A 22,467-nucleotide genomic window follows, 5' to 3' on the forward strand; every position below is an offset into this window, starting at 1 on the left:
CCGGCCGGCGGCGCCGGGAAGCATCCGCCGCCCCCCTGTTTCGATATCCGAAACGTCAAACCGGGTCGACCCGCGAGAACCGCCGGTGTCGCCCCTTCGATCGGCCGGCGCGCGGCACGCGTTCGTGCCCGCCGCGCACCGGCCCCCGCATCACGCGGCAACCGCCTGCCGTCGCGCCTCGAGTTCGCGCACGAGCGGCAGCACGCGCTGGCCGAAGTACTCGACCTCCTCGATGAAATGCAGGAACCCCGCGAGCACGAGATCGACGCCGATCGCCTTCAGCGCGACGATCCGTTCGGCGATCTGCTGCGGTGTACCGATCAGGTTCGTGCGGAAGCCGTCGTTGTACTGCACGAGATCCTCGAACGTCGATTTCGCCCAGTTGCCCTCCCCCTCCGGCGAGGCCTTGCCGGCCTGCTTCACCGCATCGCCGAACGCGTGCACAGCCTCGACGTGCGCGTGCCGGATGATGTCGTCGAGCACAGCCTGCGCCTCTTCCTCCGTATCGCGCGCGATCACGAACGCGTTGACGCCGATGCGCACGCGATGGTTGTTCGCCGCCGCCTTCGCGCGGATGTCGTCGATCTGCGCCTTCAGGTTCTCCGGCGTATTGCCGTTCGTGAAATACCAGTCCGACACGCTCGCCGCGTTGTCGCGCGCCGCGCGCGAGCTGCCGCCCTGGAAGATCTCCGGATGCGGCTTCTGCACCGGCTTCGGGCTCAGCGTGTAGTCGTTGAAGCGGTAGAAATCACCCTTGAACGTGAAGTTGTCCTGCGTCCAGATGCCTTTCAGCGCCTGGATGAATTCCTTCGAGCGCCGGTAGCGTTCGTCGTGCTCGAGCCACGGCTCGCCGATCGCGGTGAATTCGCCCTTGAACCAGCCGCTCACGACGTTGATCGCGATGCGTCCATTCGAGATGTGGTCGATCGTCGCGAGCTGCTTCGCGACCACGGCCGGGTGCCACGGCCCCGGCAGGATCGCGGCGAGTACCTTGAGCTTCGTCGTCGCATGCAGCAGCGCCTGGCTGAACGACACCGACTCGTGCTGGTATTCGGCGCCGTAGCCGGCCGTGAAGCGGATCTGGCTCAGCGCGTACTCGAAGCCGGCCGCCTCGGCCGTGCGTGCGAGCTGCTGGTTGTATTCGAGGCTCCAGTCGGTGCGTTGCTCGATCGTGCTGACGACGAGGCCGCCGCTGACGTTCGGTACCCAGTAGGCGAACTTGACGCCGTCGGCGGAAGGGTCGGTATGGCTCATGAGTGTGTCCTGGTCGGAAGGGAAAACGCAGGCGGCCTAAGCGGCCGCGACGGAAAGCGCATGCGGGCGCAGCTGCGGCACCGCGCGATCGACGGCGAGCGCGATGCGCGCACGCAGCGCCGGGCTCGCGATCTGGTACTGGTCGAAATCGCTTTCGGACGCATACACGCCGATCGGCAGCGTGCGTGCCTGGAAGAAGCTGAACAGCGGCCGGAGCTGATGGTCGATCACGAGCGCATGACGCTCGCTGCCGCCGGTGGCGGCGAGCAGCACGGGTACGTCGACCAGCGCCTCGTGATGCACAAGGTCGAACAGGTGCTTGAAGAGGCCCGTGTACGACGCGCGATACACGGGGCTCGCGACGACGAGTGCATCGGCCGTCTCGATCGCACGGATCTGCGCGTCGAGGTCGGCCGGCACCTGCGCGCGCGTCAGCGCGCCGGCCAGCCGGCTGCCGATCTCGCCGAGTTCGATCAGCCGCGTGTCGATCGGCAGCGCGGCGCCGAGTGCCGCGACGATCGCGTCGGTCAGCGCCAGCGTGCGCGACGGCCGCTGCAGGCCGCCCGATATCGCGACCACGTTGATTGCATTGCTCATCGGTTGCATTCCCATTGTCGAATCGGGTGCCGATGCACCCGCCACGTCATGGGTCAGCAAGGAGCGTGCCATTTCGACGAAGGCGATGAAAATCGATCATCTGCATGACGAAATGCATCGCGATCGACGGCCTGTCGTGGCACACCCGCCGATCGACACACGTTGATAAGCGTGCCAGCCACGGCATCACAACCATATTCCGCAGCACGATGAACTGGGGGAAACAGCGCTGCTGATGCACTGCTGCGTAATCAGCAGCGCGGTATGCGGCGGGCGCATTTTTCCGCTTCTGCACGGATTCCGGCAGGCGCGCGGCGTCCAGCGCAGCAATCCGGCATTGGTTATCAGAAATCGATGTTTCCCGCGTTGCGCAAAACGTTGAACACTCTGCTGATCACGCAGCACCCGGTCGGCAACGCCCGATGCAGCCCGGCCGTTTTCGTGCAGCGACCCGACGCATTCATCGCCATGACATCCATTTCCGTATCGCCCCGCGCGGAAAGCCTGCGCGTCGTCGCGCCGTCCCGCGACGAACCGGCCCCTCCCGACGCGCTGCAAACCGCCGGGCGCCTGGCGGCCGGCTTTGCACGAACTGCGGCCGAACGCGACCAGCAGGGCGGCACGCCGAAGGCCGAGCGCGACCAGTTGCGCGACAGCGGCCTCCTCGCGTTGAGCATCCCCACCGCCTACGGCGGCCTCGGCGCAAGCTGGCGCACGACGTTCGACGCGGTCCGCGTGCTCGCGGCCGCCGACAGTTCGCTCGCGCACGTGTTCGGCTTCCATCACCTGATGCTCGCGACCGTGCGGCTGTTCGGCACGCCCGCGCAGTGGGAGTCGTGGTTCGAGCGAACCGCGCGCCAGCAGTGGTTCTGGGGCAATGCGCTGAATCCGCTCGACGAACGCACGGTCAGCCGTTCGCGCGGCGCATGGCACGAGTTCAGCGGCCAGAAGAGTTTTTGTTCGGGGGCGCTCGATTCGCAGATGCTGATCGCGTCCGCGCACGACGCGCAGACGCGCGCGTTCCTGATCGCGGCCGTGCCGACGCAGCGCAGCGGCATCTCGATCGCCGACGACTGGAACAACATCGGCCAGCGGCAGACCGACAGCGGCACGGTCACGTTCGAGAAGGTGCGCGTCGAGGAACACGAACTGCTGACGGACCCGGGCCCGCTGTCGACGCCGTTCGCGTGCCTGCGCCCGCTCGTCGCGCAGCTCGTGCTGACGAACGTGTATCTCGGCATCGCCGAAGCCGCGTTCAGCGACGCGCGGCACTACACGCTGCACGAAGCGCGGCCGTGGCCCGGCGCGCAGGTCGCGAGCACCGGCGACGATCCGTACATCCTCGGCCAGTACGGCGAATTCTGGGTCGGGCTCGAAGCCGCGCGCGTGCTCGCCGACCGCGCGGCGGATCGCCTCGACGCCGCGTGGGCGCGCGACGCGGCGCTCACGCATGCGGAGCGCGGCGAGGTCGCGCTCGCCACGGCCGCTGCAAAGGTGTCGGCCACCCGCACCGGGCTCGATCTCTGCACGCGCATGTTCGACGTCGCCGGCGCACGCGCGACGCATGGCGCGCTGCGGCTCGACCGGCACTGGCGCAACCTGCGCACCCATACGCTCCACGATCCGCTCGCGTACAAGATTCGCGAGATCGGCGAATGGGCGCTCAAGCGAACCTGGCCGACGCCGGGCTTCTACTCGTGAACCGCTCCCCTTCCGATGCGTGGCCCGACGCCGCGCCCGTCCTCACGCTGCCCGACCGGCCCGCGCTGGCGACGTCCATTCGCGCCCGCGCGCAGGTGTTCGTCGATCCGCGCTCGGTCGCGCTCCTCGAACGGATTCGCCTGGTCGCGCCGAGCGACGCGAACGTGCTGATCGTCGGCGAGACCGGCACCGGCAAGGAACTGATCGCGCGGCACGTGCACGGCCTCAGTCGCCGCAGCAACGGGCCGTTCGTCGCGGTGAACTGCGGCGCCTTCTCCGAGACGCTCGTCGAGAGTGAACTGTTCGGCCACGAGAAAGGCGCGTTTACGGGCGCGTTCAGCGCGAAGCCCGGCTGGTTCGAAGCCGCGAACGGCGGCACGCTGTTTCTCGACGAGATCGGCGACCTGCCGCTGTCGATGCAGGTCAAGCTGCTGCGCGTGCTGCAGGAGCGCGAGGTCGTGCGGCTCGGCTCGCGCACGGGCGTGCCGATCGACGTGCGCGTGGTTGCCGCGACCAACGTCGATCTGCAGCAGGCCGTCGCGCACGGGCAGTTTCGCGGCGACCTGTTCTACCGGCTCAACGTCGTGCAGCTCGCGGTGCCGACGTTGCGCGAACGCCCCGGCGACATCCTGCCGCTCGCCCGCCACTTCTTCGACGACTACCGAAGCCGCCTCGGCTACGGGCCGCGCAGCATCGACCCGCGCGCCGAGCGCCGGCTCCAGGCATACGGCTGGCCCGGCAATATCCGCGAACTCGAGAACGTGATCCATCACGCGCTGCTCGTGAGCCGCCACGACGCACTGCAGGAGGCCGACCTGCATCTGGCGGCGCCCGACGTGACGGCCGCCGCCGAGCATGCACAGGCGCAGGAACCCGGCCCGGCAACCGGCGCGCAGGCTGCACTCGAACGCGCGCTGCGTGCGCTGTTCGACGAGGATCACGGCAACCTGTTCGAGCGCATCGAGGACACCGTGATGCGTGTCGCGTTCGATTTCAGCCACCGCAACCAGATCCAGGCCGCACGGCTGCTCGGCATCAGCCGCAACGTGCTGCGCGCCAGGCTGATTCGCGCGAAGGAGATCGCGGCAATGAAGTAGCCGCGCATGGGAGCACGCCGCCGCCCCGCTCCGGTGCGTTTCGCGCCGCGATCCGTGCGGCAAGGTTCGAACCTGATGTATCGTGGCGCGAGGCGCGCGCCTCGTTCCCCTCCCGCATCCGGTCGTCCGTTGCATGACCGCCCGGGCCCGGCGACAGGGCGCACGCACGATCCTCCGCAACACGAAAGGCCGTCCGGCGCCCGTGCGGGCCCGGCCGTGCCTCGTTCACCCGTCCGGAACCCGTCGCCATGAAAAAGCTTGTCAACCGCCCGTCCGATGTCGTCCGAGAAATGCTGGAAGGCATCGCGCGACAGTCGCCGCATGTCGCGATCCTCGGCGACGAGCACGTGCTCGTCCGCCAGCCGCTGCCCGAGCCGGCGCAGCGCCCCGTCGCCGTCCTCTCCGGCGGCGGCAGCGGCCACGAGCCCGCGCACGGCGGTTATGTCGGCGAAGGGATGCTGAGCGCGGCCGTCTGCGGCGAAGTGTTCACGTCGCCGTCCACCGACGCGGTGCTCGCCGCGATCCGCGCCAGCGCGGGCCCGAACGGCGCACTGCTGATCGTGAAGAACTACACGGGCGACCGGCTCAATTTCGGGCTCGCCGCCGAGCTCGCGCGCGCGGAAGGCATTCCGGTCGAAACGGTGATCGTCGCCGACGACGTCTCGCTGCGCGGCCGCGTCGAGCGCGGCCAGCGGCGCGGGATCGCCGGCACCGTGCTGATCCACAAGCTCGCCGGCGCGGCTGCCGCGCGCGGGCTGCCGCTCGCACGCGTCGCGGCCATCGCGCGCGACGCGGCGGCCGAGCTGGGCACGATGGGCGTCGCGCTCGACGGCTGCACGATCCCCGGCGCCGACAAGTCGGGCTTCAGCCTTGGCGATCACGAGATCGAACTCGGCCTCGGCATCCACGGCGAGAAAGGCGTCGAACGCCGCGCGCCGCTGCCGGCCGATGCGCTGGCCGACACGCTGCTGTCGAGCATCGTCGCCGATCTCGTGCTCGACCGCGGCGAACGCGTCGCGCTGTTCGTCAACGGCCTCGGTGCGACGCCGGACATGGAACTCGCCATCGTGCTGCGCGCCGCGCACGACAACCTGACGCGGCGCGGCATCGTCGTCTCACGCGCGTGGGCCGGCACGTTCCTGTCGGCATTGAACATGCCCGGCTGCTCGATTTCCGTGCTGCGGCTGAACGACGAACGCGCGGTGCTGCTCGACGCGCCGACGCAGGCGCGCGCATGGCCGGGCGGCGGCGCGGTGAATACGCAGATCCGCGTGGCCGCGGCCGCTGCGCAAGAAGCGCCGCTGCCGCCGCTCGATGCGACCGGCCGCGCGTGGGCCGCGCGCCTGCAACCGGCACTGCACGCGGTCGCGCAGACGCTGATCGATCATGAGCAGACGCTGACGGACCTCGATGCGGCCGCCGGCGACGGCGATCTCGGTGCGAGCATGCTGCGCGCCGCACAGGCGATCCTCGCGCTGCCGGAAACCGCATACGGCTCGCCGGCCGGCGTACTCGCGGCGCTCGGCGCCGCGTTGCGCCGCGCCATCGCCGGCAGTTCGGGGCCGTTCTATGCGACCGCGCTGCTGCGCGCATCCCGCCGGCTGGCCGATGTCGTCGAGCCGTCGGCGCGCGACTGGGCCGCGGCGTTCCACGGCGCGGTGGATTCGATCAGCGAACTGGGCGGCGCGCACGCCGGCGACCGGACGATGCTCGATGCGCTGGTGCCGGCCGTCGCGGCATTCGAACGGGCGCTCGACAACGATCGCGATCCCGCGGGCGCATGGGCGGCGGCGGTCGAAGCCGCCGAGCACGGTGCCCAGGAAACCACGCAAATGACGCCGCGCGCGGGGCGTGCAAGTTATCTCGGCGAGCGCGCGATCGGCACGCCGGATGGCGGTGCGGTGGCGGTGTCGTACTGGTTGCGCGCGTTGCAGCCGCACGTTCGATAAGCGGTGGCGGCAGGCTGGTGCGGGCCGCCCGCATCAACCTGCCGCGCGCGTCCCGGTTCGCCCCGGCAACAGCGCGGCGCCGATTGCGGCCGCGCCGAAACCCGCGAGCCAGCACCAGTAGCCGATTGCATCGAGATGAACCGGCTCGACCCCGCCGGCTTCATTGACGACGATCCGATGCTGCGTCAGGAAGCTCAACCCGAACAGCAGCGCGAGCCCGGCCAGCGCGACCGCCTGCGTGCGCCGGCGCTTCGCGATCAGCCACCAGGCCGCGAACACGAGCGGGTTCGCGAGCCACGCGAAGATGCCGAAGAAAAGGCCCATCCAGCCGGTCAGCAGCACCTGCCAGCCGTCGGCCCACGGATGCGGATCGGGTGCGCCCGTGCGGAACGGCGCGGTGAACATGGCGACCAGATAGAGCACGACGCTGATCGCGAGCAGCACGGTCGTGGCGCGGCCCATCGGCGGTCGGACGGTCGCAGTGGCGGGGTTCGATGTGTTCATGGGCGTGCCGGGCGCCCGGCGTCGCAGCGCGCCGCCGGAAGCGCCCGATGCGGGTCGTTCAGACGCCCTCGACCAGCACGGCGCGATAGCGCGCGCCCTTGAAACGATGCTGGACGACGTCCTGGTATTCGGGGCCGTGATACCACGCGTGCGCGGCTTCCTTCGACGGAAACTCGACGATCACGACACCTTCCGGGCCTTCGCCCTCCAGTGTTTCCTGCGGGCCGTAAGCGGCGAGCACCTTGACCGGATGCCCGGCGAGCGTCGCGCCGACCTTGCTCTGGTAGACGTCGAGTTCGTGCTGGTCCTGCGTGCTTTCACGTGTAAACACAATGTAGGTGGCCAAGATACGTGCTCCTGATGCGATGCGTGGAAGGTGGAAGGGCCGGCCGCGCGCCGCACCGTCCGGCACGACGGCATGCGGCCTGCTCGCAGCTTACAGCGGTTTCGCGACAAGCGCCGGGGCCCGCGCGCATGCCCGCCCGAGCAGCTGCGGCGGGCACCAGCGGTCGTCCGCGTACGGCTCCTGCCGCGTCGCGGACGAACCGAACGGTGCCCGTCACGCAACGGTCGCGGTGGCCTGCATCGTCAGCCAGCCGTCGCGATCCTTCGCCCACAGCTCGATCGTCTTGCCGTCGTCCGACGGCTTGCCGCACAGCGTGAACGGCTCCCCGTCGAACGTCGGGCGCACCGCGCGGAACGCAAAGCTCGCGAGCACGGCATCGGGCCGTTCGCGCCGCACGAGATCGACGAGCAGCGTCGCGATCAGCGGGCCGTGCACGACGAGCCCCGGATAACCCTCCTCCTGCGTCACGTAGCTGCGGTCGTAGTGGATGCGGTGGCCATTGAAGGTCAGCGCCGAATAGCGGAACAGCAGCACCGCGTCGGCCGTGACCGTGCGCGACCACGCCTCGCCTGCCGGCGCCGCGATCGGCTTCGGCGCGGGTGCGCCCGGCTGCGGCGCATCGCGATAGACGATGTCGTGCTCCTCCTCGACGCACAGCACGCCGTCGCACTCGATCCGGTGCTGCACCGTCACGAAGACGAGCCGGCCGCTGCGGCCCGTCTTGTCCTCGAGGTTCACGATCGTCGATTCGCGCATCGCGCGCCGTCCGGTGCGCAACGGCGCATGGAATGTCAGACGGCCGCCGGCCCACATGCGGCGCGGCAGCGGCACGGGCGGCAGGAAAGCGCCGCGCCTCGGGTGGCCGTCGGGGCCGACTTCGGCCAGCGGCGCGACAGGCAGGAAATAGAGCCAGTGCCACATCGGCGGCACGACGTCGCCGGGCGACGGGCGGTCGAGCGTGGCGGCCAGCGCGTTCAGCGGGAACGCGGTGATGTCGTCGCCGAGCGTTTCGGTCTTGCCGAGCCACGCGTCGAGCGACGCCGGGGCGGACGGCTGCGAGGATGGGGTGGACACGTGCGGAATCTCCGGGAGGCTTGCAACGGCTTCAATATGCACGCCGCGCACCGTTTCGCGAAGCCGGATTTCCCGAATCCCTTCCCGATTCCCTTCCCGATTCCCGGCTTCGAACCTGCCTCCCCCTCCCCGTGGCCGCGCCGGACGGATTTCGTCTGATCATTCGATCGCGGTCGCCGCGCGCGGGCCGGGCCGACATCCTTGCGGCTTGACCACCGCCGGCACGCCGCCTAAATTGCTTCAGACGGGCCGGCCACGACGTGTCATACGGGTGACAAAAACGATAGTTTGCTATCGAATTATTTTGCCCCTATCATCTCGCCCATGACCAATCTGCACGACCTCCGCCTCGCCGTCAGCAGCCTGCTCGTGCTGTCCGCGCGCAAGTGGCGCCGCACCAGCGACGGCGTACTGAACGCGTACAACGTGTCCGAGGCCTGCGCGACCCCGCTGCTGATCGCCGGGCGCCTCGGCGAAGGCGTGCGGCAAGGCACGCTCGCCGAACACGTCGGCATCGAAGGGCCGTCGCTCGTGCGCCTGCTCGACCAGCTGTGCGCGGCCGGCCTTGCGCGCCGCGACGAGGATCCGCACGATCGCCGCGCGAAGACGATCTCGCTGACGGCCGCCGGCCGCGCGGTCACCGCGAAGATGGAGGAAGACCTGCGCGTGCTGCGTGCGCAGGTGCTCAAGGAGGTCACGCGCGCCGATCTCGAAGCGACGCTGCGCGTGCTCGACGCATTCAATGCATCCGAATCGCCCACGCCCGCCGCGCGCGCATCCCGCACCGGCAACGCCACGTCATGACCTATCCGAGCCTTCGCGACTGGCTGTTCTCGGGCAAGACGTTCGCCGCGTCGATGCTGGCGCTGTACCTCGGCCTGTATTTCCAGTTGCCGCGCCCGTACTGGGCGATGGCGAGCGTCTACATCGTGTCGAACCCGTTCGTCGGCGCGACACGCTCGAAGGCGCTGTATCGCGCGCTCGGCACCGCGCTCGGCGCGGCGGCCGCGATCTTCTTCGTGCCGCCGTTCGTCGAGACGCCGCTGCTGTTCGCGATCATCGTCGCCACCTGGTGCGGCACGCTGCTCTACCTCGCGATCTCCGACCGCACCGCGCGCAGCTACGTGTTCATGCTCGCCGGCTATACGATGCCGCTGGTCGCGTTGCCGACCGTGACCGATCCGTCCACCGTGTTCGACGTCGCGATAGCGCGTACCGAGGAGATCGTGCTCGGCATCGTCTGCGCGAGCGTGGTCGGCAGCGCCATCTTCCCGAACCGGCTCGCGCCGACGCTGATCGAGCGTACCGACGCATGGTTCAAGGACGCCGCGTTCTACGGCCGCGAGACGCTGTCCGGGCACATTGCCGGCAAGGCGCTGTCCGCGTGCCGGCAACGACTCGCGGCAACCATCACGGGCCTCGAATTCCTGCTGAGCCAGCTGAGCTACGACCATGCGCATCCGCGCATCCTCGCGCGTGCGCAGGCGCTCGCGGGCCGGATGCAGCTGTTCCTGCCGCTGATGTCGTCGCTCGCCGATCCGTTGATTGCGCTGATGCGCGACCTGCATATCCGGCCGGCCGGGCTGGACGACCTGCTTGCCGATGCCGCGAAATGGTTCGACGCACCGTTGCCGGCCGTCAAGGCCGGCAACGACGGCGACATGACCGACGACCCGGTCGCGGAACGCCTGCGCGAACGCATTGCCGCGCTGCAGCCGGCCGACGACGCGCTCGCGAGCTGGGACGGCGCGCTGCTGTCGAACGCGCTGTGGCGGCTGCGCCAGGTCATCGACATCTGGCAGGACTGCCGCTCGCTGCGCGCGCTGATCGGCAACGAATCGGGCGTCTGGCAGCCGCGCTACCGGCACTGGCGGCTCGGCGGCACCGAGCGCTTCTTCGATCGCGGGATGATGCTGTTCTCGACGCTGACCGTCGCCGCCGCGATCGTGTTCGCGAGCTGGCTGTGGATCGCGTCCGGGTGGCACGACGGCGCCGCGGCCGTCACGCTCGTGGCCGTGTCGTGCAGCTTCTTCGCCGCGCTCGACGAGCCGGCGCCGCTGGTGTTCAAGTTCTTCCTCGCGACGACCGCGAGCGTCGTGTTCGCGGGCCTGTACCTGTTCGTCGTGCTGCCGCACGTGCACGATTTCGCGATGCTCGTCGTGATGTTCGCGGGGCCGTTCATCCTGATCGGCACGCTGCTGCCGCGCCCGCAGTTCAACATGGTGACCATGCTCGTCGCCGTGAACACGGCCACCTTCATCAGCATCCAGGGTGCGTACGACGCCGATTTCTTCGTGTTCCTGAACAGCAACCTCGCGGGCGTCGCCGGGCTACTGTTCGCGTATGTGTGGACGCGTGCGACGCGGCCGTTCGGCGCCGAGCTCGCGGTGCGGCGCCTGCTGCGCTCGGGCTGGGAAGACGTCGTGCGCTCCGCGTCGACGCAGCCGCTCGACGACCAGCGCAATCACGCGTCACGGATGCTCGACCGCGTCACGCAGTTGCTGCCGCGCCTCGGCGCGTCCGACGACCACCGTCATCCGTCGATCGAAAGCTTCCGCGACCTGCGCATCGCACTGAATGCGCTCGACCTGCGCCGCTCGCGCCGCCGGCTGTCAGGCGACGTGCCCGACGCGATCGACCGCGTGCTGGCCGGCGTCACCGACCACTACGCACGCTGCGCGGCCGCGAACGCCCGCCAGCCGGCACCGCCCGCGCTGCTCGCGACGATCGACGACGCGCTGCAGCGCGTCGCGGGCCGCAACCTGCCGGGCGCCACGCCGGCGGAACACGGCGCCGCGCCCGCCACGCATCGCCGGCTGCGCGACACGCTGCACGCGCTCGTCGGCCTGCGCCTGTCGCTGTATCCGGCCGCGGCGGGGCAGCCGCCGCAGGCACCCGACGGAGCACGCGCATGATCCCGCTTTCCCATCCGTCTTTCCGACCGCGACCATGATCGGCGAAATCGACATCTTCGGCGTATTCGTGCCGGCCCCGCTCGTGCTGATGCTGATCGCCTACCTGATCAACATCGTCGTGCGCGCCGTGCTCGAGCGCGTCGGCTTCTACCGCCTCGTCTGGCACCGTTCGATCTTCGACCTCGGCATCTACGTGTTCGTGTTTGCCGCCGTCGTGATCGTTTCCCACCATCTCGTGGCTAGCTAACCGTGAAAAAAACCTGGCTCTCGGCAGGGCAAATCCTGCTTACCCTGATCGTCGTCGTCGTGGCGGCCGTCGTGCTGTGGCGCATCGTCAACTACTACATGTTCTCGCCGTGGACCCGCGACGGTCACGTGCGCGCCGACGTGATCCAGGTCGCGCCGGACGTGGCGGGCCTCATCACGTCGGTGCAGGTCGCCGACAACCAGGAGGTCAAGCGCGGCCAGGTGCTGTTCGTGATCGACCAGGCCCGCTACACGCTCGCGGAGCGCCTCGCCGAAGCCACGCTCGCCCAGCGCCGCGCGACGCTCGCCCAGGCGAAGCGCGAATACGCGCGCAACCTGCAGCTCGGCAACCTGGTCGCGAGCGAACAGGTCGAGGAAAGCCGCACGCGCGTCGAACAGGGTGAAGCCGCCGTCGCCGATGCGCAGGTGTCGCTCGACACCGCGAAGCTGAACCTCCAGCGCACGACGATCGTCAGTCCCGTAGACGGCTACCTGAACGACCGCGCGCCGCGCATCGGCGAATACGTGCCGGCCGGCCGCGCGGTGCTGTCGGTCGTCGACCGCAATTCGTTCCGCGTCGACGGCTACTTCGAGGAAACCAAGCTGCGCGGCATCCACATCGGCCAGCCGGTCGACATCATCGTGATGGGCGAACCGCATACGCTGCGCGGCCACGTACAGAGCATCGTCGCCGCGATCGAGGATCGCGACCGCACGCAGGGTGCGAACCTGCTGCCGAACGTGAACCCGGCATTCAGCTGGGTGCGGCTCGCGCAACGCGTGCCGGTGCGCGTCGTGCTCGACGAAGTGCCCGACGATTTCCGCATGATCGCGGGCCGCACCGCGACCGTCTCGATGCGCGAAGCCGACACGCGCCGCAACGACAACGTGAAACCGGCAGGCGCCGGCACGGCGTCGGCCGTCGCGCCGGTATCGCAGGCTTCCGCCACGGCCGCTGGCGCAGCAGGAGCATCGCAATGAAGCGGCATGGTCTGCGCCTCGCCGCGACGCTCGCACCGCTTGCGCTGGCACTCGGCGCGTGCAAGTCCGTCGGCCCCGATTACACGCTGCCGCAGCAGGCGTACGTGAATGCGCCGCTCGCGAACCACGCGCTCGACGACGCGAACGGCACGCTCGTGTCGCGCGACGCCGTGCCCGGCAACTGGTGGCAGCTCTACGACGATCCCGTGCTCAACGCGCTCGTGCGCGATGCACTGAAGTCGAACACCGACCTGCGCGTCGCCGCGGCCAACCTCGCGCGCTCGCGCGCGGCGCTGGAAGTCGCGAGCCAGCAGGGCGGCTTCTCGGGTGGCGCGGAAGCCGCCGTGCAGCGCGCGCAGGAATCGGCCGAGCAATACCTGCTCGAGAACAAGCTGCCGGTCGTCAACGAAGGCGCGGTCGGCATCAATGTGTCGTACGAGATCGACCTCTTCGGCAAGCTGCGGCGCGGCGTCGAAGCCGCGCGCGCGGACAGCGAGGCCGTCAGGGCCGCCGGCGACCTGGCACGCATCACGGTCGTCGCCGACGTCGTGCGCGCGTACGTCGAATCGTGCTCGGCCGGCGACGAGCTGGCCGTCGCGAAGCAGTCGCTCGCGCTGCAGAAGCAGCGCGTCGCGCTGTCGCAGCGGCTGCGCGATGCCGGGCGCGGCAACCAGACCGACGTGACGCGCGGCGTGACGCAGGTGCGCACCCTCGCCGCCGACATCCCGCGCTTCGAAGGCCGCCGCAAGGTCGCGCAATACCAGCTCGCCGCGCTGCTCGCGCGCTCGCCGGCCGACCTGCCGAAGGCCGTCGCCGAATGCGAGCGCCTGCCGAAGCTGCGCCAGCCGATTCCGATCGGCGACGGTGCCGCGCTGCTGCGCCGCCGCCCGGACGTGCGCGAAGCCGAGCGGCAGCTCGCCGCCGCGACCGCGCGCATCGGGGTAGCGACCGCCGCGCTGTACCCGTCGATCAGCATCGGTGCGTCGGCCGGCTCGGTCGGTGTCGCTGCCGACCTGTTCTCGTCCAACACGAATCGCTGGTCGTTCGGCCCGCTGATCAGCTGGTCGTTCCCCGTCAACGGCCAGCGTGCGCGAGTGCGCGAAGCCGAAGCCGCGACGGGCGGCGCGCTCGCGCACTTCGACGGTGTCGTGCTGAACGCGCTGCGCGAGACGCAGTCGAGCCTCGCGACCTACGCGGCCGACGTGCAGCGCACGGAAGCACTGCGCACGGCTTATGAATCGGCACGCAGTTCCGCCGACGAAACGCATCGTCTCTATATGGCCGGCCGCGAGTCGTTCATCTCCGACCTCGACGCGACGCGCACGCTGACGAGCGTGCAGGCGCAGGTGGCGGCAGCCGAAGGCCAGGTCGCGGCCGACCAGGTGCGGCTCTTCCTCGCGCTCGGCGGCGGATGGGATGACGATGCGGCATCCGCATCCGACGCGTCGAAACAGATATCGAAACAGACGCCGAAGCCGGCACCCGCAAGCGGTGCATCGGCGGCCTCTGCCGCCGTGACCGCAGCCGAGTAACCTGCCGGTGAAGAACGGGAAGCGCGCTTGCCGCGATACGCGCGCCATCCGCTGATCGACTTGCCGGGTGACGCGCGCGCGGCCAGCCTGGGCTCGCCGGAAGCGTCCGACGAATGGCACCCCGGGCAGCCGCGCGACCGTGCGCAACCGGAATGCCGGGCATCGCAAACCCGAGCCGCATCGGGCCGGCATTGAAGGTAAACTCGTCCGCACTTTTCCCGTCTTTTACTCGCCGCCCGTCGGGCGGTTCATTTTCCGGAGATCCATCATGCGAACCAGCGCCCGCAACCATTTCGCCGGCCAGGTCAGCGCCGTGAAGGCCGGTGCCGTCAACGACGAAATCACGCTCCGGACGCAGGACGGCCTCGACATCGTCGCCGTGATCACCCACGGCAGCGCGGCTTCGCTGGGCCTCGCGGCCGGCTCGAAGGCGTTCGCACTCGTGAAGGCGTCTTCGGTCATCGTGATGGTCGACGTCGACGGCAGCAAGGTGTCGGCCCGCAACTGCGTCGCGGGCACCGTATCGTCGGTCACGAAAGGCGCGGTCAATTCGGAAGTCGTGGTCAAGGCCGCGGGCGGCGCCGAGATCGTCGCGATCGTCACCAACGACAGCGTCGATCGCCTCGGCCTCGCGAGCGGCACGGCTGCGGCCGCGATCTTCAAGGCATCGAGCGTGATCGTCGGCGTCGAGTGAACGCGTGACGATCGTGATGGCGATGGCGATCCGTTCGGCACCGCGCATTCGTGCGGATCACGCGGATCGCACCGCGCGGCTGTCGCGCCGATGCCTACGATGACCGCCGCGTTCGATGACGCTCGACAACGGGCGCTGCAGTCGCTGCTGTCCGCAGCCGCAAACGCCGACACGCCCGACGCGTGCCTGTTCGGCACGCTCGTTGCGGCACGTGCGCGCCGCGACGAACTCGGGCTGCTCGGCCTGTCTCATCCGCAACTGGCCGCCTTGCTGGCGCGGCAGTTTCCGCGCCTGCCTGCGGCCGACGCCGCGGCGCTCGTGCCGACGGCCGCGATAGCACTGCTGCCATCCCCCCACGCTGCGTTCGTCGTGACGCTGCACGCGCGGCTGATGGACGACGCGAATCCCGCCGTCGACCGCGACGACGCCGGCTGTCTCGCGTCGATCATCGCGCACGCCTGCCTGCGCCCCGATCATCTGTGGCGCGATCTCGGGCTCGACGGGCGCGACGCGGTATCCGCGATGCTCGATCGCTATTTCCCCGCGCTTGCCGCACGCAACGTCGCTCACCTGCGCTGGAAGAAATTTCTCGCGCAGGAAGTGGCCGCATCGCTCGATGTGCCGCCGGGCCCCGCGCCAGGGTGCCCGGGCTGCGAGGATTTCGGCTTCTGCTTTCCTCAAGCGCGATAGTCGCCACCGTAGCCCGTGCTGCCGATTCGATTCGTCGCATCGCCATCCGAAGAAGCCGCGTTGGCCGGCATTGCGGCCGCCCAGCCTGCCATCGTGCGGCTTCGAAGCCGCCTCTCGCTTCTACGCAAAACCGGGGTTCGCTGAAACCTGCCACGACCGCGGCTCGCGGCTGGATACACATCGAGCGCCGCGCCCCGTTGCCGGAATTCCATCCGTACCGCAAATCCAATGCGGCGACGAGTTGGTTCAGTCGCCGCTTCCGGCTCGCGAACTTCCGCACGCTTTTCGACGACGTGCTCGCAGCGGGCATTCCCGAACAAACGACCGGTTGACCGCGCGTGCACCGGCCCAAGCGCGAAGCCTGAGGCGGCAGGGTTGACGCACCGATCGATCCGGACAGATTGCCGCCCCGGTCGATCCAGAGCGAACGCCCGGCTCGCCCCCGTTGTTGCGACCGCGCCCCGGCGGCACTGTCAACGGATGCGAGCGCGATGCCGTGCACGCCCCATAAACGGTTACCTTACGCGCCGCGTCGTCCGCCGTTCGTGGCGCGGTCAATGCCGGTGCCGGTGATGAATGTCCGGAAAATGCGCATGGCTGTGCGTGATCGGCAGATGCACGTGCGGATGCGTGTGCGGTTCGTTGCCGTCATACGTAAAGTCGTGCGCATGCTGGTGATGTTCGTCGTGCCGATGGCGGTGCGTGTGCTCGAGCCGCTCGTGCGTATGCGTGTGTTCATGCCGCTCGCGAACGTGCAGCCAGATACCGAGCGCCATCAGCGCGGCAGCGATCCAGAACGTCGCGGGCGGCAGCGCGGGCCAGATCAGCAGCGACAGCACGACGCCGAACAACGGCGCGATCGAGAAATACGCGCCCGTGCGCGCGCTGCCGAGATGACGCAGCGCGACGACGAACAGCACGAGGCTGATTCCGTAGCCGCCGAGCCCCGTCAGCATCGCGGCGGCCGTGACCGGGAGAGCCGGCAGCGTCGCGCCGGTCGCCAGCGCGATGCCGATGTTCACGGGCCCTGCAATCAGCCCCTTCACGCACGCGATGACCATCGCATCGTTCGCGGCCACCTTGCGGGTCAGGTTGTTGTCGATCGCCCAGCACAGGCATGCGCCGACGATCAGCAACGCGCCGACCGGCACACCGGCCCGGCCTGGCGCCCACGACAGCAGCGTGCCGCCGGCGACGATCGCGACCATCCCGAGGAACACCTGCGTATCCACGTTCTCGCGGAACACCACCCATGCGATGACGGCCGTCAGCACGCCTTCAAGATTGAGCAGCAACGCGCTCGTCGCCGCCGGCGTGCTCGATAGCCCGAGCATCAGCAAGGCCGGGCCGGCCACCCCGCCCGCCGCGATCGCGCCGGCCAGCCACGGCAGGTCGGCGCGCTGCAGCGGTGCGGCGTCTGAGGCCGGTGCGTGACGGTTGTGCAGGCGGCGAAGCAGGATACCGATACCGAGCCCGACGCCGCTGCCGAGATAGAACAGGCCGGCGACCATGAACGGCGACATCGCGCCGATCAGCGCCTTGGCAAGCGGTGTCGCGGCGCCGAACAGCGCGGCAGCGGTGAGCGCGACGAGAATCGCGGAATGTCTCGAGTGCATGATCCGGACGGGATTGACGTTGAATGGCGCCGGTAGCGGCTTCGGGTTGTGTCGCAGTTGGCGTTCAGTACCTTTCTGAATGCAAGCTGCATCGTACCGGTCAACTTGCGCACGAACTGACGTGCCCCGGCGAGATTATCGCGCGTCAACGTGTCAGGACGAACGGGCGCGAACGCTCACATGCCGTGTCGATTCTTCCGGCATTGCGAAATTTCAGGAAACCGAATTAACTGAATGACGCGTCGTCGCGTTCAGGACATGCGTACCTTCCACGCGCAAACGACACGGTCGGGATATCGCGCATGCAGCACCGATTGACGAACTTTCTTCGTCCGGGTCGCAGGGTCTGTTCGAGGCGGGATAGATAAGGACCCGGCGCGTCAGGCGCCGGTGGGAGGAGTCCTGACCTGCCGCTGTCGAGGCAGGTCAGTCAGTCGTGTCGTTCGCCGCAGGCGATGTGCATGCGGGTCAGCGCCGCGCGGCATGCAGCCGCGCGCTGCCGGTTACTCGTTTCCAGCCGTTTGCTGCTCGACCTGCGGCACTGCGTCGGCTTGCGCTTCCACGTTCGCCGGTTGCGGCTCGGCGGCCGCCTCGGCCTGCTGCTCGGCCTTCGGCTGCTGCTGCGCACCCTTGGCCGATTGCGCCGCGCCCTTGCCGGGGCGGCGAGCCTTCAGCCGGCGCGCCCGCGCTGCGTCGTCATGCGTGACGCGCCCTGCTTCGTTGCCCTGCAGGTCGACCCGCACGGCATCTTCGACGAGGCACGACCAGTAGCGGTTGCCGCGGCACCACGTCGACATCGCTTCGCGCAGTTCGGCTTCGTTGAGCCCGACGGCCTGTGCTTCGCGCGCGAGGTCGTCCCAGATGCCGACCTTGAGCGGCACTTTGGGGGCCGGATTCTTCGGGAATGCACGCGGAAACTTACGCTGAAGTTTGCCGATCGCAACGATGACCGGATCGACCGGCGCCGACGGCTTCGCCGATGCAGGCTTCGCGCGATGCGGTGCTTTGCCGCCGGCCGCAGCCGGCTTGGCGCCACGCTGCGGCTGGTCGCCGGACTTCGGCTTCGCGCCGGTGTCCGCCGGCGCTGCCGGCCGCTTCGCGTTGCGCTCCTGCTTGGCCTTCGCTGCGAGCTGCGCCCGCAATTCGGCAAGTTGTTCAAAACCCATAAATTCAATCCACCAGGAATATAAGGTGTGGTTCGTGCGGTCACACCGCGCGGCGCACCAGCTTCGCCGCCATGCGTGCGACCCGTCTGCCGCCGAGGCGGAACACTACGGGGCCGCATCGCGCACGCCACTCTGTTTTCAGGCACCCGGCCACGATGCCGGACAAGGCAGGAGTGGAAGTATACCGGTACGCGCGACGGCCGGTTGACTCACCGGTCTGCATTGGCCCGATTCGGGGCACCGGAAATGCATCCGTACGGTCGTGTTGCGCATTATATGGATACGTCTCAGGAAGTCACGTCGTTCACCCTCGTCGCCGGAAATCGGGGCCATCTTGCGCGCCGCGATTGCCCCGGCGGCGGCACTGGCCGACGCCCCATGCGAGGTATGCCGCCTTCGGGCGCAGCCCCCGATCGTGCCGCATCGATGCGCCGCGAACCTCGGTCGCCATTCGCGATCCCGGGCGGCGCCGTCGGTTGCGTGTGAATCGACGATTGCGCCAATGTGAAGCGCCCGGCGACGGAGCGGCGCGTGTGTGGCGACATGCGAATGCCTCCGCCGATCGCATCGATACCCCTACTCGAATCGTTGCGTCCGCATCGATCCCGTCGCGTACGAAGATGCCGAAAAGTGCGTAGTATGGCCGGATCGATGTCGGCGGCGGTATCCCTCGGCCCCTTTCGCTGCGCACCGGGCCAGCCGTCGAGATATCGCTTGCCGGCGAAAAGAACCGGTTGCACGAAACGGAGCAGATACATGGTTCCCCCACACGACATCCCGCACGACGGCATCACGCGCGAGGAAATACACCACCGGCAGATCGACATGCGCGGCTATCGGCGCAGCGACGGCCAGTTCGAAGTAACAGCCTGCCTCGTGGATCGCAAGACTTTCGATTTCACCCCGCCGGGCGGCACCCGGACGGTCGCTGCGCTGTCGCCGATCCACGACCTCGGCGTGACACTGGTCTTCGACGCCGACATGATCGTCCGCGCCGTATCAACGTTCCTCCGGTCGCATCCGTATGCGCAGTGTCCGGGTGGCGGCGACTCGCTGCAGGCGCTCGTCGGACTGAGCATCGGCGCCGGCTGGAACAGCGAGGTTCGCAAGCGCCTGCCGTCCTGCGATACGTGCACGCACCTGAAGGAATTGCTCGGCCCGATCGCCACCACGGCCTATCAGACGATGGTCGGCATGCGGAAGTCATCGCTCGAGGAGCGCGACAGCGACGGAAAGCCGCTCAAGATCGACAGTTGCCATGCATATGGCGCATCGCGCGATCTGGTGAAACGTCTTTGGCCCGAATACCACCGGCCTTCGACGCCGGCAAAAGGCAGCTGAGCGCCAGGCAGTCGCGCCAGTCCGGTGCCCGCACCGCAGGATCGGTACCGCACCGGTGTGCACGCGTCATGTGCACGAACATACTTCGGTCCGGCCTCACGCTGACCGGCCGGCGCTGTCGGCGGCCTGCGTGATCAGAAAACGCCCAGTGCAAGTCCCGCTGCAAGACCGGCGCCCAATTCGGCGCAGCGCGCGAGATCGTCGCCGTCGATCGTCTTGGCCGCGAGGATGCGTTCCGGCGTCTGCGCGTGCGTACAGACGATCAGGCCCGGCGCCACGTTCTTCAGCCGCCAGCCTGTCGCGATCCGGTCGATCTGGCGCAAGGCGTTCTGTCCATCGCTTCCCGCGCAGATCATCACCGCATACGGGCGGCCGTTCACGCGATCGAGCGCCGCGTAGTAGCAGCGGTCGAAGAAATCCTTCATCAGCCCGGACATCGCTGCGAGATTCTCAGGTGTCGCAAACAGATAGGCATCGGCGTCCAGCACATCGTCTGCGCTCGTCGCGTCCGCGCGCTGCAGCCTGACGTCGACGCCGGATTGCTCGCGCGCCGCGCCGGCAGCCGCTTCGGCCATCTGTTGCGTGCCTCCGGTCATCGTGTGATAGACGATCAACAGTGTCTTCATGCGTCGTCACTCGCGTTCGGCTTCAGGTAAGCCGGCGGCATCGCCGGGTTCTGCTGGATGGCCAGCGATCATATGAGGCGGTTCCGCATCCGTGGATCTGCCGGTTTACCGACGCGTCGGGCCAGGGCGCGCGTCGAACATGCGCATTGTGCCGGCCTCGCTTCGCGCATGATCGACCGGATGCACGATCAGTCCGCTGCGGCGCGTGATGCGTCGGGGTCTTCCGGTCGCGCGTAGTACGCGAGAAACATGTCTGCGGCGGATTCCGCGACTTTTTGTTGCTCCGGCGCCGCGAGTGGCGGCTGGCCCATCGTGATCTGCGGCCAGAACGCGAATGCCTTCACGACACCGTGCAGCTGATGCGCGGCAAACACCGGATCGGTGACCGACAGGCGTCCGGCCGCTGCGGCCGTTCGCACCCAGACCGTCATGTCTTCCTCGCGCTCGCCGAGACGCTCGACCATGTCGCGCGCGCGTTCCGGCGAATGGATGGCCGCACCGATCGCGACACGTGCGAGCGCGAGAAATGCCTCGTCGCCGAGCAGGCGCATTTTGCGCTCCAGCAACGCGAGCAATTGTTCACGCAGCGGCACGTCAGAACGATAGGTTGGCGAACTGCCGGTTCGGGTCGCATCCCACAATTTTTGCAGGATCGCGGCGAACAGCGTTTCCTTGCCCGGAAAGTGGTTGTAGACCGTGCGTTTCGACACGTCCGCGCGCGCGGCGATTCGGTCCATGCTGGTCGCGTCGTAACCCGACGCGAGAAATTCCTCGATGGCCGCGTCGACGATGGCCGCGCGCTTTCGATCGGTCAGGCGCTGAGGGGGAGTGCTGGTATCCATTCGGAAATTTTACACCGCGTAGTTTACTTATCCCAAAAATAAACTACACTGTTTAGTGTACTTTATTCTCCGGACGAACCCACATGGCATCGCCTCTCGTTTTGATTCATCGCATTCTGGGTCTTGCGGCCGCCCGACGCGGCCGCGTGCTGTCTGGCGGCTCGCCGCAGCACAATGGCGAGCGCTTCAGCAATGTCGCGCCCCGGCCGGTCGAGGGGTTGGGCAAGACACTCGGCATCGCGTGGAACATGCTGTTCAACAAGCCGCGCCATACCGTGCCCGCAGGGGTGCTGCCCGTCGATTCGCTGACTCGCGCGGAACTCGACGCGGCCCCCGATCGCAGCCTGTACCGGCTCGGCCATTCAACGCTGCTGCTCAAGCTGCGCGGCGAATTCTGGCTGACCGATCCCGTCTTTGCCGAGCGCGCGTCGCCGTTTCGTCGCGTCGGCCCGAAGCGTTTTCATGCGCCTCCGATCGCACTCGAAGATCTTCCGCCGCTGCGCGGCGTGATCCTGTCGCACGATCACTACGATCACCTCGACCGCGACACGGTGCTCGCGCTCGCAGCCACCACGGGTGTGTTCGTGACAACGCTGGGTGTCGGCGACCGCCTGATCGAGTGGGGAATCGACGCGAAGAAAATCCGTCAGCTCGACTGGTGGCAGAGTGTCGACGAGGCCGGCTTGACGCTGACCGCCACGCCTGCCCAGCATTTTTCCGGGCGCAGCCTGTTCGATGGCAACAGCACGCTGTGGGCATCCTGGGTCATCGTCGACGACGACTTGCGCGTGTTCTTCAGCGGCGACACGGGCTACTTCGATGGTTTCCGTACGATCGGCGAGCGCCTCGGGCCGTTCGACGTCACGCTGATCGAAACAGGCGCATACGATGCGCAATGGCCGTACGTCCACATGCAGCCGGAAGAAACCGTGCAGGCGCACATCGATTTGCGCGGTCGCTGGCTGGTCCCGATCCACAACGGCACGTTCGATCTCGCGATGCACCGCTGGCAGGAACCGTTCGAGCGCGTCACGGCGCTGGCGATCGTGCGTGGCGTCGAATTGTCGACGCCCAGGATGGGCGAGCGCCTCGCTCTGGCCGAGCCGCATCGCGGCGAGCGGTGGTGGCGCACGGTGGACGAGCGCGTGCCATCCGTTGCCACGAAATCGCGCCGCTGGTCGCTTTGCGCGTCGCAAGCGACGAAGTAGGCCCACCGGACGTTGCGCATTTTCCCGGGAGCGCGGCAATGCCGCGCCTCCGGGAAGTTCGTTTCCGGCGTACCTGCATGTCGATGGG

At 68.5% G+C, this 22,467-nt stretch carries 22 protein-coding genes; 12 read left to right on the forward strand and 10 right to left on the reverse strand.

Features of this window, described 5'->3' with window-relative positions; all coding sequences use genetic code 11:
- Nucleotides 1–150 precede the first annotated feature (150 nt).
- From sfnG to DPV79_RS43130, 3 genes are read right to left on the reverse strand one after another with little or no spacing between them, the layout of a single operon-like run.
- On the reverse strand, nucleotides 151–1,254 hold the full coding sequence (sfnG, locus tag DPV79_RS35385) for a dimethylsulfone monooxygenase SfnG (protein ID WP_059491825.1): 1,104 nt from the start codon (nucleotides 1,252–1,254) through the stop codon (nucleotides 151–153).
- Between the two features lie 36 nt (nucleotides 1,255–1,290).
- Nucleotides 1,291–1,851 (reverse strand): FMN reductase, encoded by a 561-nt coding sequence (gene msuE / locus DPV79_RS35390; protein WP_042975766.1) that lies wholly within the window; start codon nucleotides 1,849–1,851, stop codon nucleotides 1,291–1,293.
- Between the two features lie 46 nt (nucleotides 1,852–1,897).
- Nucleotides 1,898–2,146, reverse strand: coding sequence for a hypothetical protein (locus DPV79_RS43130; protein ID WP_208866763.1), 249 nt, complete (start codon nucleotides 2,144–2,146; stop codon nucleotides 1,898–1,900).
- Nucleotides 2,147–2,319: 173 nt separating this feature from the next.
- On the opposite strand from DPV79_RS43130, the gene DPV79_RS35395 reads away from it, so the two are divergent.
- The 3 genes from DPV79_RS35395 to DPV79_RS35405 all read left to right on the forward strand — a co-directional run bounded on the left by DPV79_RS35395 (nucleotide 2,320) and on the right by DPV79_RS35405 (nucleotide 6,598).
- On the forward strand, nucleotides 2,320–3,552 hold the full coding sequence (locus DPV79_RS35395) for an acyl-CoA dehydrogenase family protein (RefSeq protein ID WP_059551841.1): 1,233 nt from the start codon (nucleotides 2,320–2,322) through the stop codon (nucleotides 3,550–3,552).
- The gene (locus tag DPV79_RS35400) at nucleotides 3,507–4,649 is read left to right on the forward strand and encodes a sigma-54 interaction domain-containing protein (protein WP_060219057.1); all 1,143 of its coding nucleotides are present in this window, start codon (nucleotides 3,507–3,509) and stop codon (nucleotides 4,647–4,649) included. Before DPV79_RS35395 ends, DPV79_RS35400 begins: the two co-directional genes overlap by 46 nt.
- A gap of 248 nt (nucleotides 4,650–4,897) precedes the next feature.
- Complete coding sequence (locus tag DPV79_RS35405; protein ID WP_113047586.1) at nucleotides 4,898–6,598, forward strand: dihydroxyacetone kinase family protein; 1,701 nt, start codon at nucleotides 4,898–4,900, stop codon at nucleotides 6,596–6,598.
- Nucleotides 6,599–6,631: 33 nt separating this feature from the next.
- On the opposite strand, the gene DPV79_RS35410 is transcribed toward DPV79_RS35405, so the two are convergent.
- From DPV79_RS35410 to DPV79_RS35420, 3 genes are all read right to left on the reverse strand, one after another.
- Nucleotides 6,632–7,102: a hypothetical protein gene (locus DPV79_RS35410; protein ID WP_133295753.1), complete on the reverse strand. Its 471-nt coding sequence runs from the start codon at nucleotides 7,100–7,102 to the stop codon at nucleotides 6,632–6,634.
- A gap of 58 nt (nucleotides 7,103–7,160) precedes the next feature.
- The gene (locus tag DPV79_RS35415; RefSeq protein ID WP_021160733.1) at nucleotides 7,161–7,448 is read right to left on the reverse strand and encodes a DUF1330 domain-containing protein; all 288 of its coding nucleotides are present in this window, start codon (nucleotides 7,446–7,448) and stop codon (nucleotides 7,161–7,163) included.
- A gap of 213 nt (nucleotides 7,449–7,661) precedes the next feature.
- Nucleotides 7,662–8,522, reverse strand: coding sequence for an HTD2 family dehydratase (locus tag DPV79_RS35420; protein ID WP_113047604.1), 861 nt, complete (start codon nucleotides 8,520–8,522; stop codon nucleotides 7,662–7,664).
- Between the two features lie 324 nt (nucleotides 8,523–8,846).
- Between DPV79_RS35420 and DPV79_RS35425 the strand changes: the two genes are divergently transcribed.
- The 7 genes from DPV79_RS35425 (at nucleotide 8,847) to DPV79_RS35455 (ending at nucleotide 15,580) form a co-directional block, all read left to right on the forward strand.
- Nucleotides 8,847–9,326, forward strand: a complete 480-nt coding sequence (locus DPV79_RS35425) for a MarR family winged helix-turn-helix transcriptional regulator (RefSeq protein WP_113047588.1) — start codon at nucleotides 8,847–8,849, stop codon at nucleotides 9,324–9,326.
- On the forward strand, nucleotides 9,323–11,437 hold the full coding sequence (locus DPV79_RS35430; RefSeq protein WP_113047589.1) for an FUSC family protein: 2,115 nt from the start codon (nucleotides 9,323–9,325) through the stop codon (nucleotides 11,435–11,437). Before DPV79_RS35425 ends, DPV79_RS35430 begins: the two co-directional genes overlap by 4 nt.
- A gap of 34 nt (nucleotides 11,438–11,471) precedes the next feature.
- Complete coding sequence (locus tag DPV79_RS35435; RefSeq protein ID WP_027792190.1) at nucleotides 11,472–11,684, forward strand: DUF1656 domain-containing protein; 213 nt, start codon at nucleotides 11,472–11,474, stop codon at nucleotides 11,682–11,684.
- Nucleotides 11,685–11,686: 2 nt separating this feature from the next.
- Nucleotides 11,687–12,664 carry an efflux RND transporter periplasmic adaptor subunit gene (locus DPV79_RS35440; RefSeq protein WP_113047590.1) on the forward strand — a complete coding sequence of 326 codons (978 nt, stop codon included), beginning with the start codon at nucleotides 11,687–11,689 and terminating at the stop codon, nucleotides 12,662–12,664.
- Nucleotides 12,661–14,196 carry an efflux transporter outer membrane subunit gene (locus DPV79_RS35445; RefSeq protein ID WP_048028125.1) on the forward strand — a complete coding sequence of 512 codons (1,536 nt, stop codon included), beginning with the start codon at nucleotides 12,661–12,663 and terminating at the stop codon, nucleotides 14,194–14,196. The genes DPV79_RS35440 and DPV79_RS35445 overlap by 4 nt, the downstream gene beginning before the upstream one ends.
- 268 nt (nucleotides 14,197–14,464) lie before the next feature.
- Entirely contained in the window at nucleotides 14,465–14,890 is a 426-nt protein-coding gene (locus DPV79_RS35450) for a TOBE domain-containing protein (protein WP_113047591.1), read from the forward strand.
- Nucleotides 14,891–14,989: 99 nt separating this feature from the next.
- Nucleotides 14,990–15,580 (forward strand): nitrogen fixation protein NifQ, encoded by a 591-nt coding sequence (locus DPV79_RS35455; protein WP_113047592.1) that lies wholly within the window; start codon nucleotides 14,990–14,992, stop codon nucleotides 15,578–15,580.
- Nucleotides 15,581–16,134: 554 nt separating this feature from the next.
- On the opposite strand, the gene DPV79_RS35465 is transcribed toward DPV79_RS35455, so the two are convergent.
- Both DPV79_RS35465 and DPV79_RS35470 read right to left on the reverse strand, forming a co-directional pair.
- Nucleotides 16,135–17,196 (reverse strand): DMT family transporter, encoded by a 1,062-nt coding sequence (locus tag DPV79_RS35465; RefSeq protein ID WP_113047593.1) that lies wholly within the window; start codon nucleotides 17,194–17,196, stop codon nucleotides 16,135–16,137.
- A 503-nt stretch (nucleotides 17,197–17,699) separates the two neighbouring features.
- A complete protein-coding gene (locus DPV79_RS35470) occupies nucleotides 17,700–18,362 on the reverse strand; it encodes a ProQ/FinO family protein (RefSeq protein ID WP_021163663.1) in 663 nt (220 codons plus the stop codon).
- A 756-nt stretch (nucleotides 18,363–19,118) separates the two neighbouring features.
- On the opposite strand from DPV79_RS35470, the gene DPV79_RS35475 reads away from it, so the two are divergent.
- Nucleotides 19,119–19,703: a DUF2889 domain-containing protein gene (locus DPV79_RS35475; protein ID WP_113047594.1), complete on the forward strand. Its 585-nt coding sequence runs from the start codon at nucleotides 19,119–19,121 to the stop codon at nucleotides 19,701–19,703.
- Nucleotides 19,704–19,837: 134 nt separating this feature from the next.
- Here the strand turns inward: DPV79_RS35475 and DPV79_RS35480 are convergent, their stop codons facing one another.
- Together DPV79_RS35480 and DPV79_RS35485 are read right to left on the reverse strand one after the other, a co-directional pair.
- Nucleotides 19,838–20,329: a flavodoxin family protein gene (locus DPV79_RS35480; RefSeq protein ID WP_027792197.1), complete on the reverse strand. Its 492-nt coding sequence runs from the start codon at nucleotides 20,327–20,329 to the stop codon at nucleotides 19,838–19,840.
- A gap of 188 nt (nucleotides 20,330–20,517) precedes the next feature.
- Nucleotides 20,518–21,171: a TetR/AcrR family transcriptional regulator gene (locus DPV79_RS35485; RefSeq protein ID WP_021163666.1), complete on the reverse strand. Its 654-nt coding sequence runs from the start codon at nucleotides 21,169–21,171 to the stop codon at nucleotides 20,518–20,520.
- Nucleotides 21,172–21,254: 83 nt separating this feature from the next.
- On the opposite strand from DPV79_RS35485, the gene DPV79_RS35490 reads away from it, so the two are divergent.
- On the forward strand, nucleotides 21,255–22,379 hold the full coding sequence (locus DPV79_RS35490) for an MBL fold metallo-hydrolase (RefSeq protein WP_060126011.1): 1,125 nt from the start codon (nucleotides 21,255–21,257) through the stop codon (nucleotides 22,377–22,379).
- Nucleotides 22,380–22,467: the final 88 nt, after the last annotated feature.

This window comes from Burkholderia reimsis, from assembly GCF_003294055.1.
Classification (GTDB): Bacteria; Pseudomonadota; Gammaproteobacteria; order Burkholderiales; family Burkholderiaceae; genus Burkholderia; species Burkholderia cepacia.

Bases quoted from the DNA above. Each gene is read 5' to 3' on its own strand.
- DPV79_RS35405 (WP_113047586.1), top strand. From the start codon at position 4,898: ATGAAAAAGCTTGTCAACCGCCCGTCCGATGTCGTCCGAGAAATGCTG.
- DPV79_RS35430 (WP_113047589.1), top strand. From the start codon at position 9,323: ATGACCTATCCGAGCCTTCGCGACTGGCTGTTCTCGGGCAAGACGTTC.
- DPV79_RS35435 (WP_027792190.1), top strand. From the start codon at position 11,472: ATGATCGGCGAAATCGACATCTTCGGCGTATTCGTGCCGGCCCCGCTC.
- sfnG (WP_059491825.1), bottom strand. From the start codon at position 1,254: ATGAGCCATACCGACCCTTCCGCCGACGGCGTCAAGTTCGCCTACTGG.
- DPV79_RS35450 (WP_113047591.1), top strand. From the start codon at position 14,465: ATGCGAACCAGCGCCCGCAACCATTTCGCCGGCCAGGTCAGCGCCGTG.
- DPV79_RS35490 (WP_060126011.1), top strand. From the start codon at position 21,255: ATGGCATCGCCTCTCGTTTTGATTCATCGCATTCTGGGTCTTGCGGCC.
- DPV79_RS35480 (WP_027792197.1), bottom strand. From the start codon at position 20,329: ATGAAGACACTGTTGATCGTCTATCACACGATGACCGGAGGCACGCAA.
- msuE (WP_042975766.1), bottom strand. From the start codon at position 1,851: ATGAGCAATGCAATCAACGTGGTCGCGATATCGGGCGGCCTGCAGCGG.
- DPV79_RS35445 (WP_048028125.1), top strand. From the start codon at position 12,661: ATGAAGCGGCATGGTCTGCGCCTCGCCGCGACGCTCGCACCGCTTGCG.
- DPV79_RS35395 (WP_059551841.1), top strand. From the start codon at position 2,320: ATGACATCCATTTCCGTATCGCCCCGCGCGGAAAGCCTGCGCGTCGTC.
- DPV79_RS35400 (WP_060219057.1), top strand. From the start codon at position 3,507: ATGGGCGCTCAAGCGAACCTGGCCGACGCCGGGCTTCTACTCGTGAAC.
- DPV79_RS35470 (WP_021163663.1), bottom strand. From the start codon at position 18,362: ATGGGTTTTGAACAACTTGCCGAATTGCGGGCGCAGCTCGCAGCGAAG.
- DPV79_RS35425 (WP_113047588.1), top strand. From the start codon at position 8,847: ATGACCAATCTGCACGACCTCCGCCTCGCCGTCAGCAGCCTGCTCGTG.
- DPV79_RS35475 (WP_113047594.1), top strand. From the start codon at position 19,119: ATGGTTCCCCCACACGACATCCCGCACGACGGCATCACGCGCGAGGAA.
- DPV79_RS35465 (WP_113047593.1), bottom strand. From the start codon at position 17,196: ATGCACTCGAGACATTCCGCGATTCTCGTCGCGCTCACCGCTGCCGCG.
- DPV79_RS35455 (WP_113047592.1), top strand. From the start codon at position 14,990: ATGACCGCCGCGTTCGATGACGCTCGACAACGGGCGCTGCAGTCGCTG.
- DPV79_RS35485 (WP_021163666.1), bottom strand. From the start codon at position 21,171: ATGGATACCAGCACTCCCCCTCAGCGCCTGACCGATCGAAAGCGCGCG.
- DPV79_RS35410 (WP_133295753.1), bottom strand. From the start codon at position 7,102: ATGAACACATCGAACCCCGCCACTGCGACCGTCCGACCGCCGATGGGC.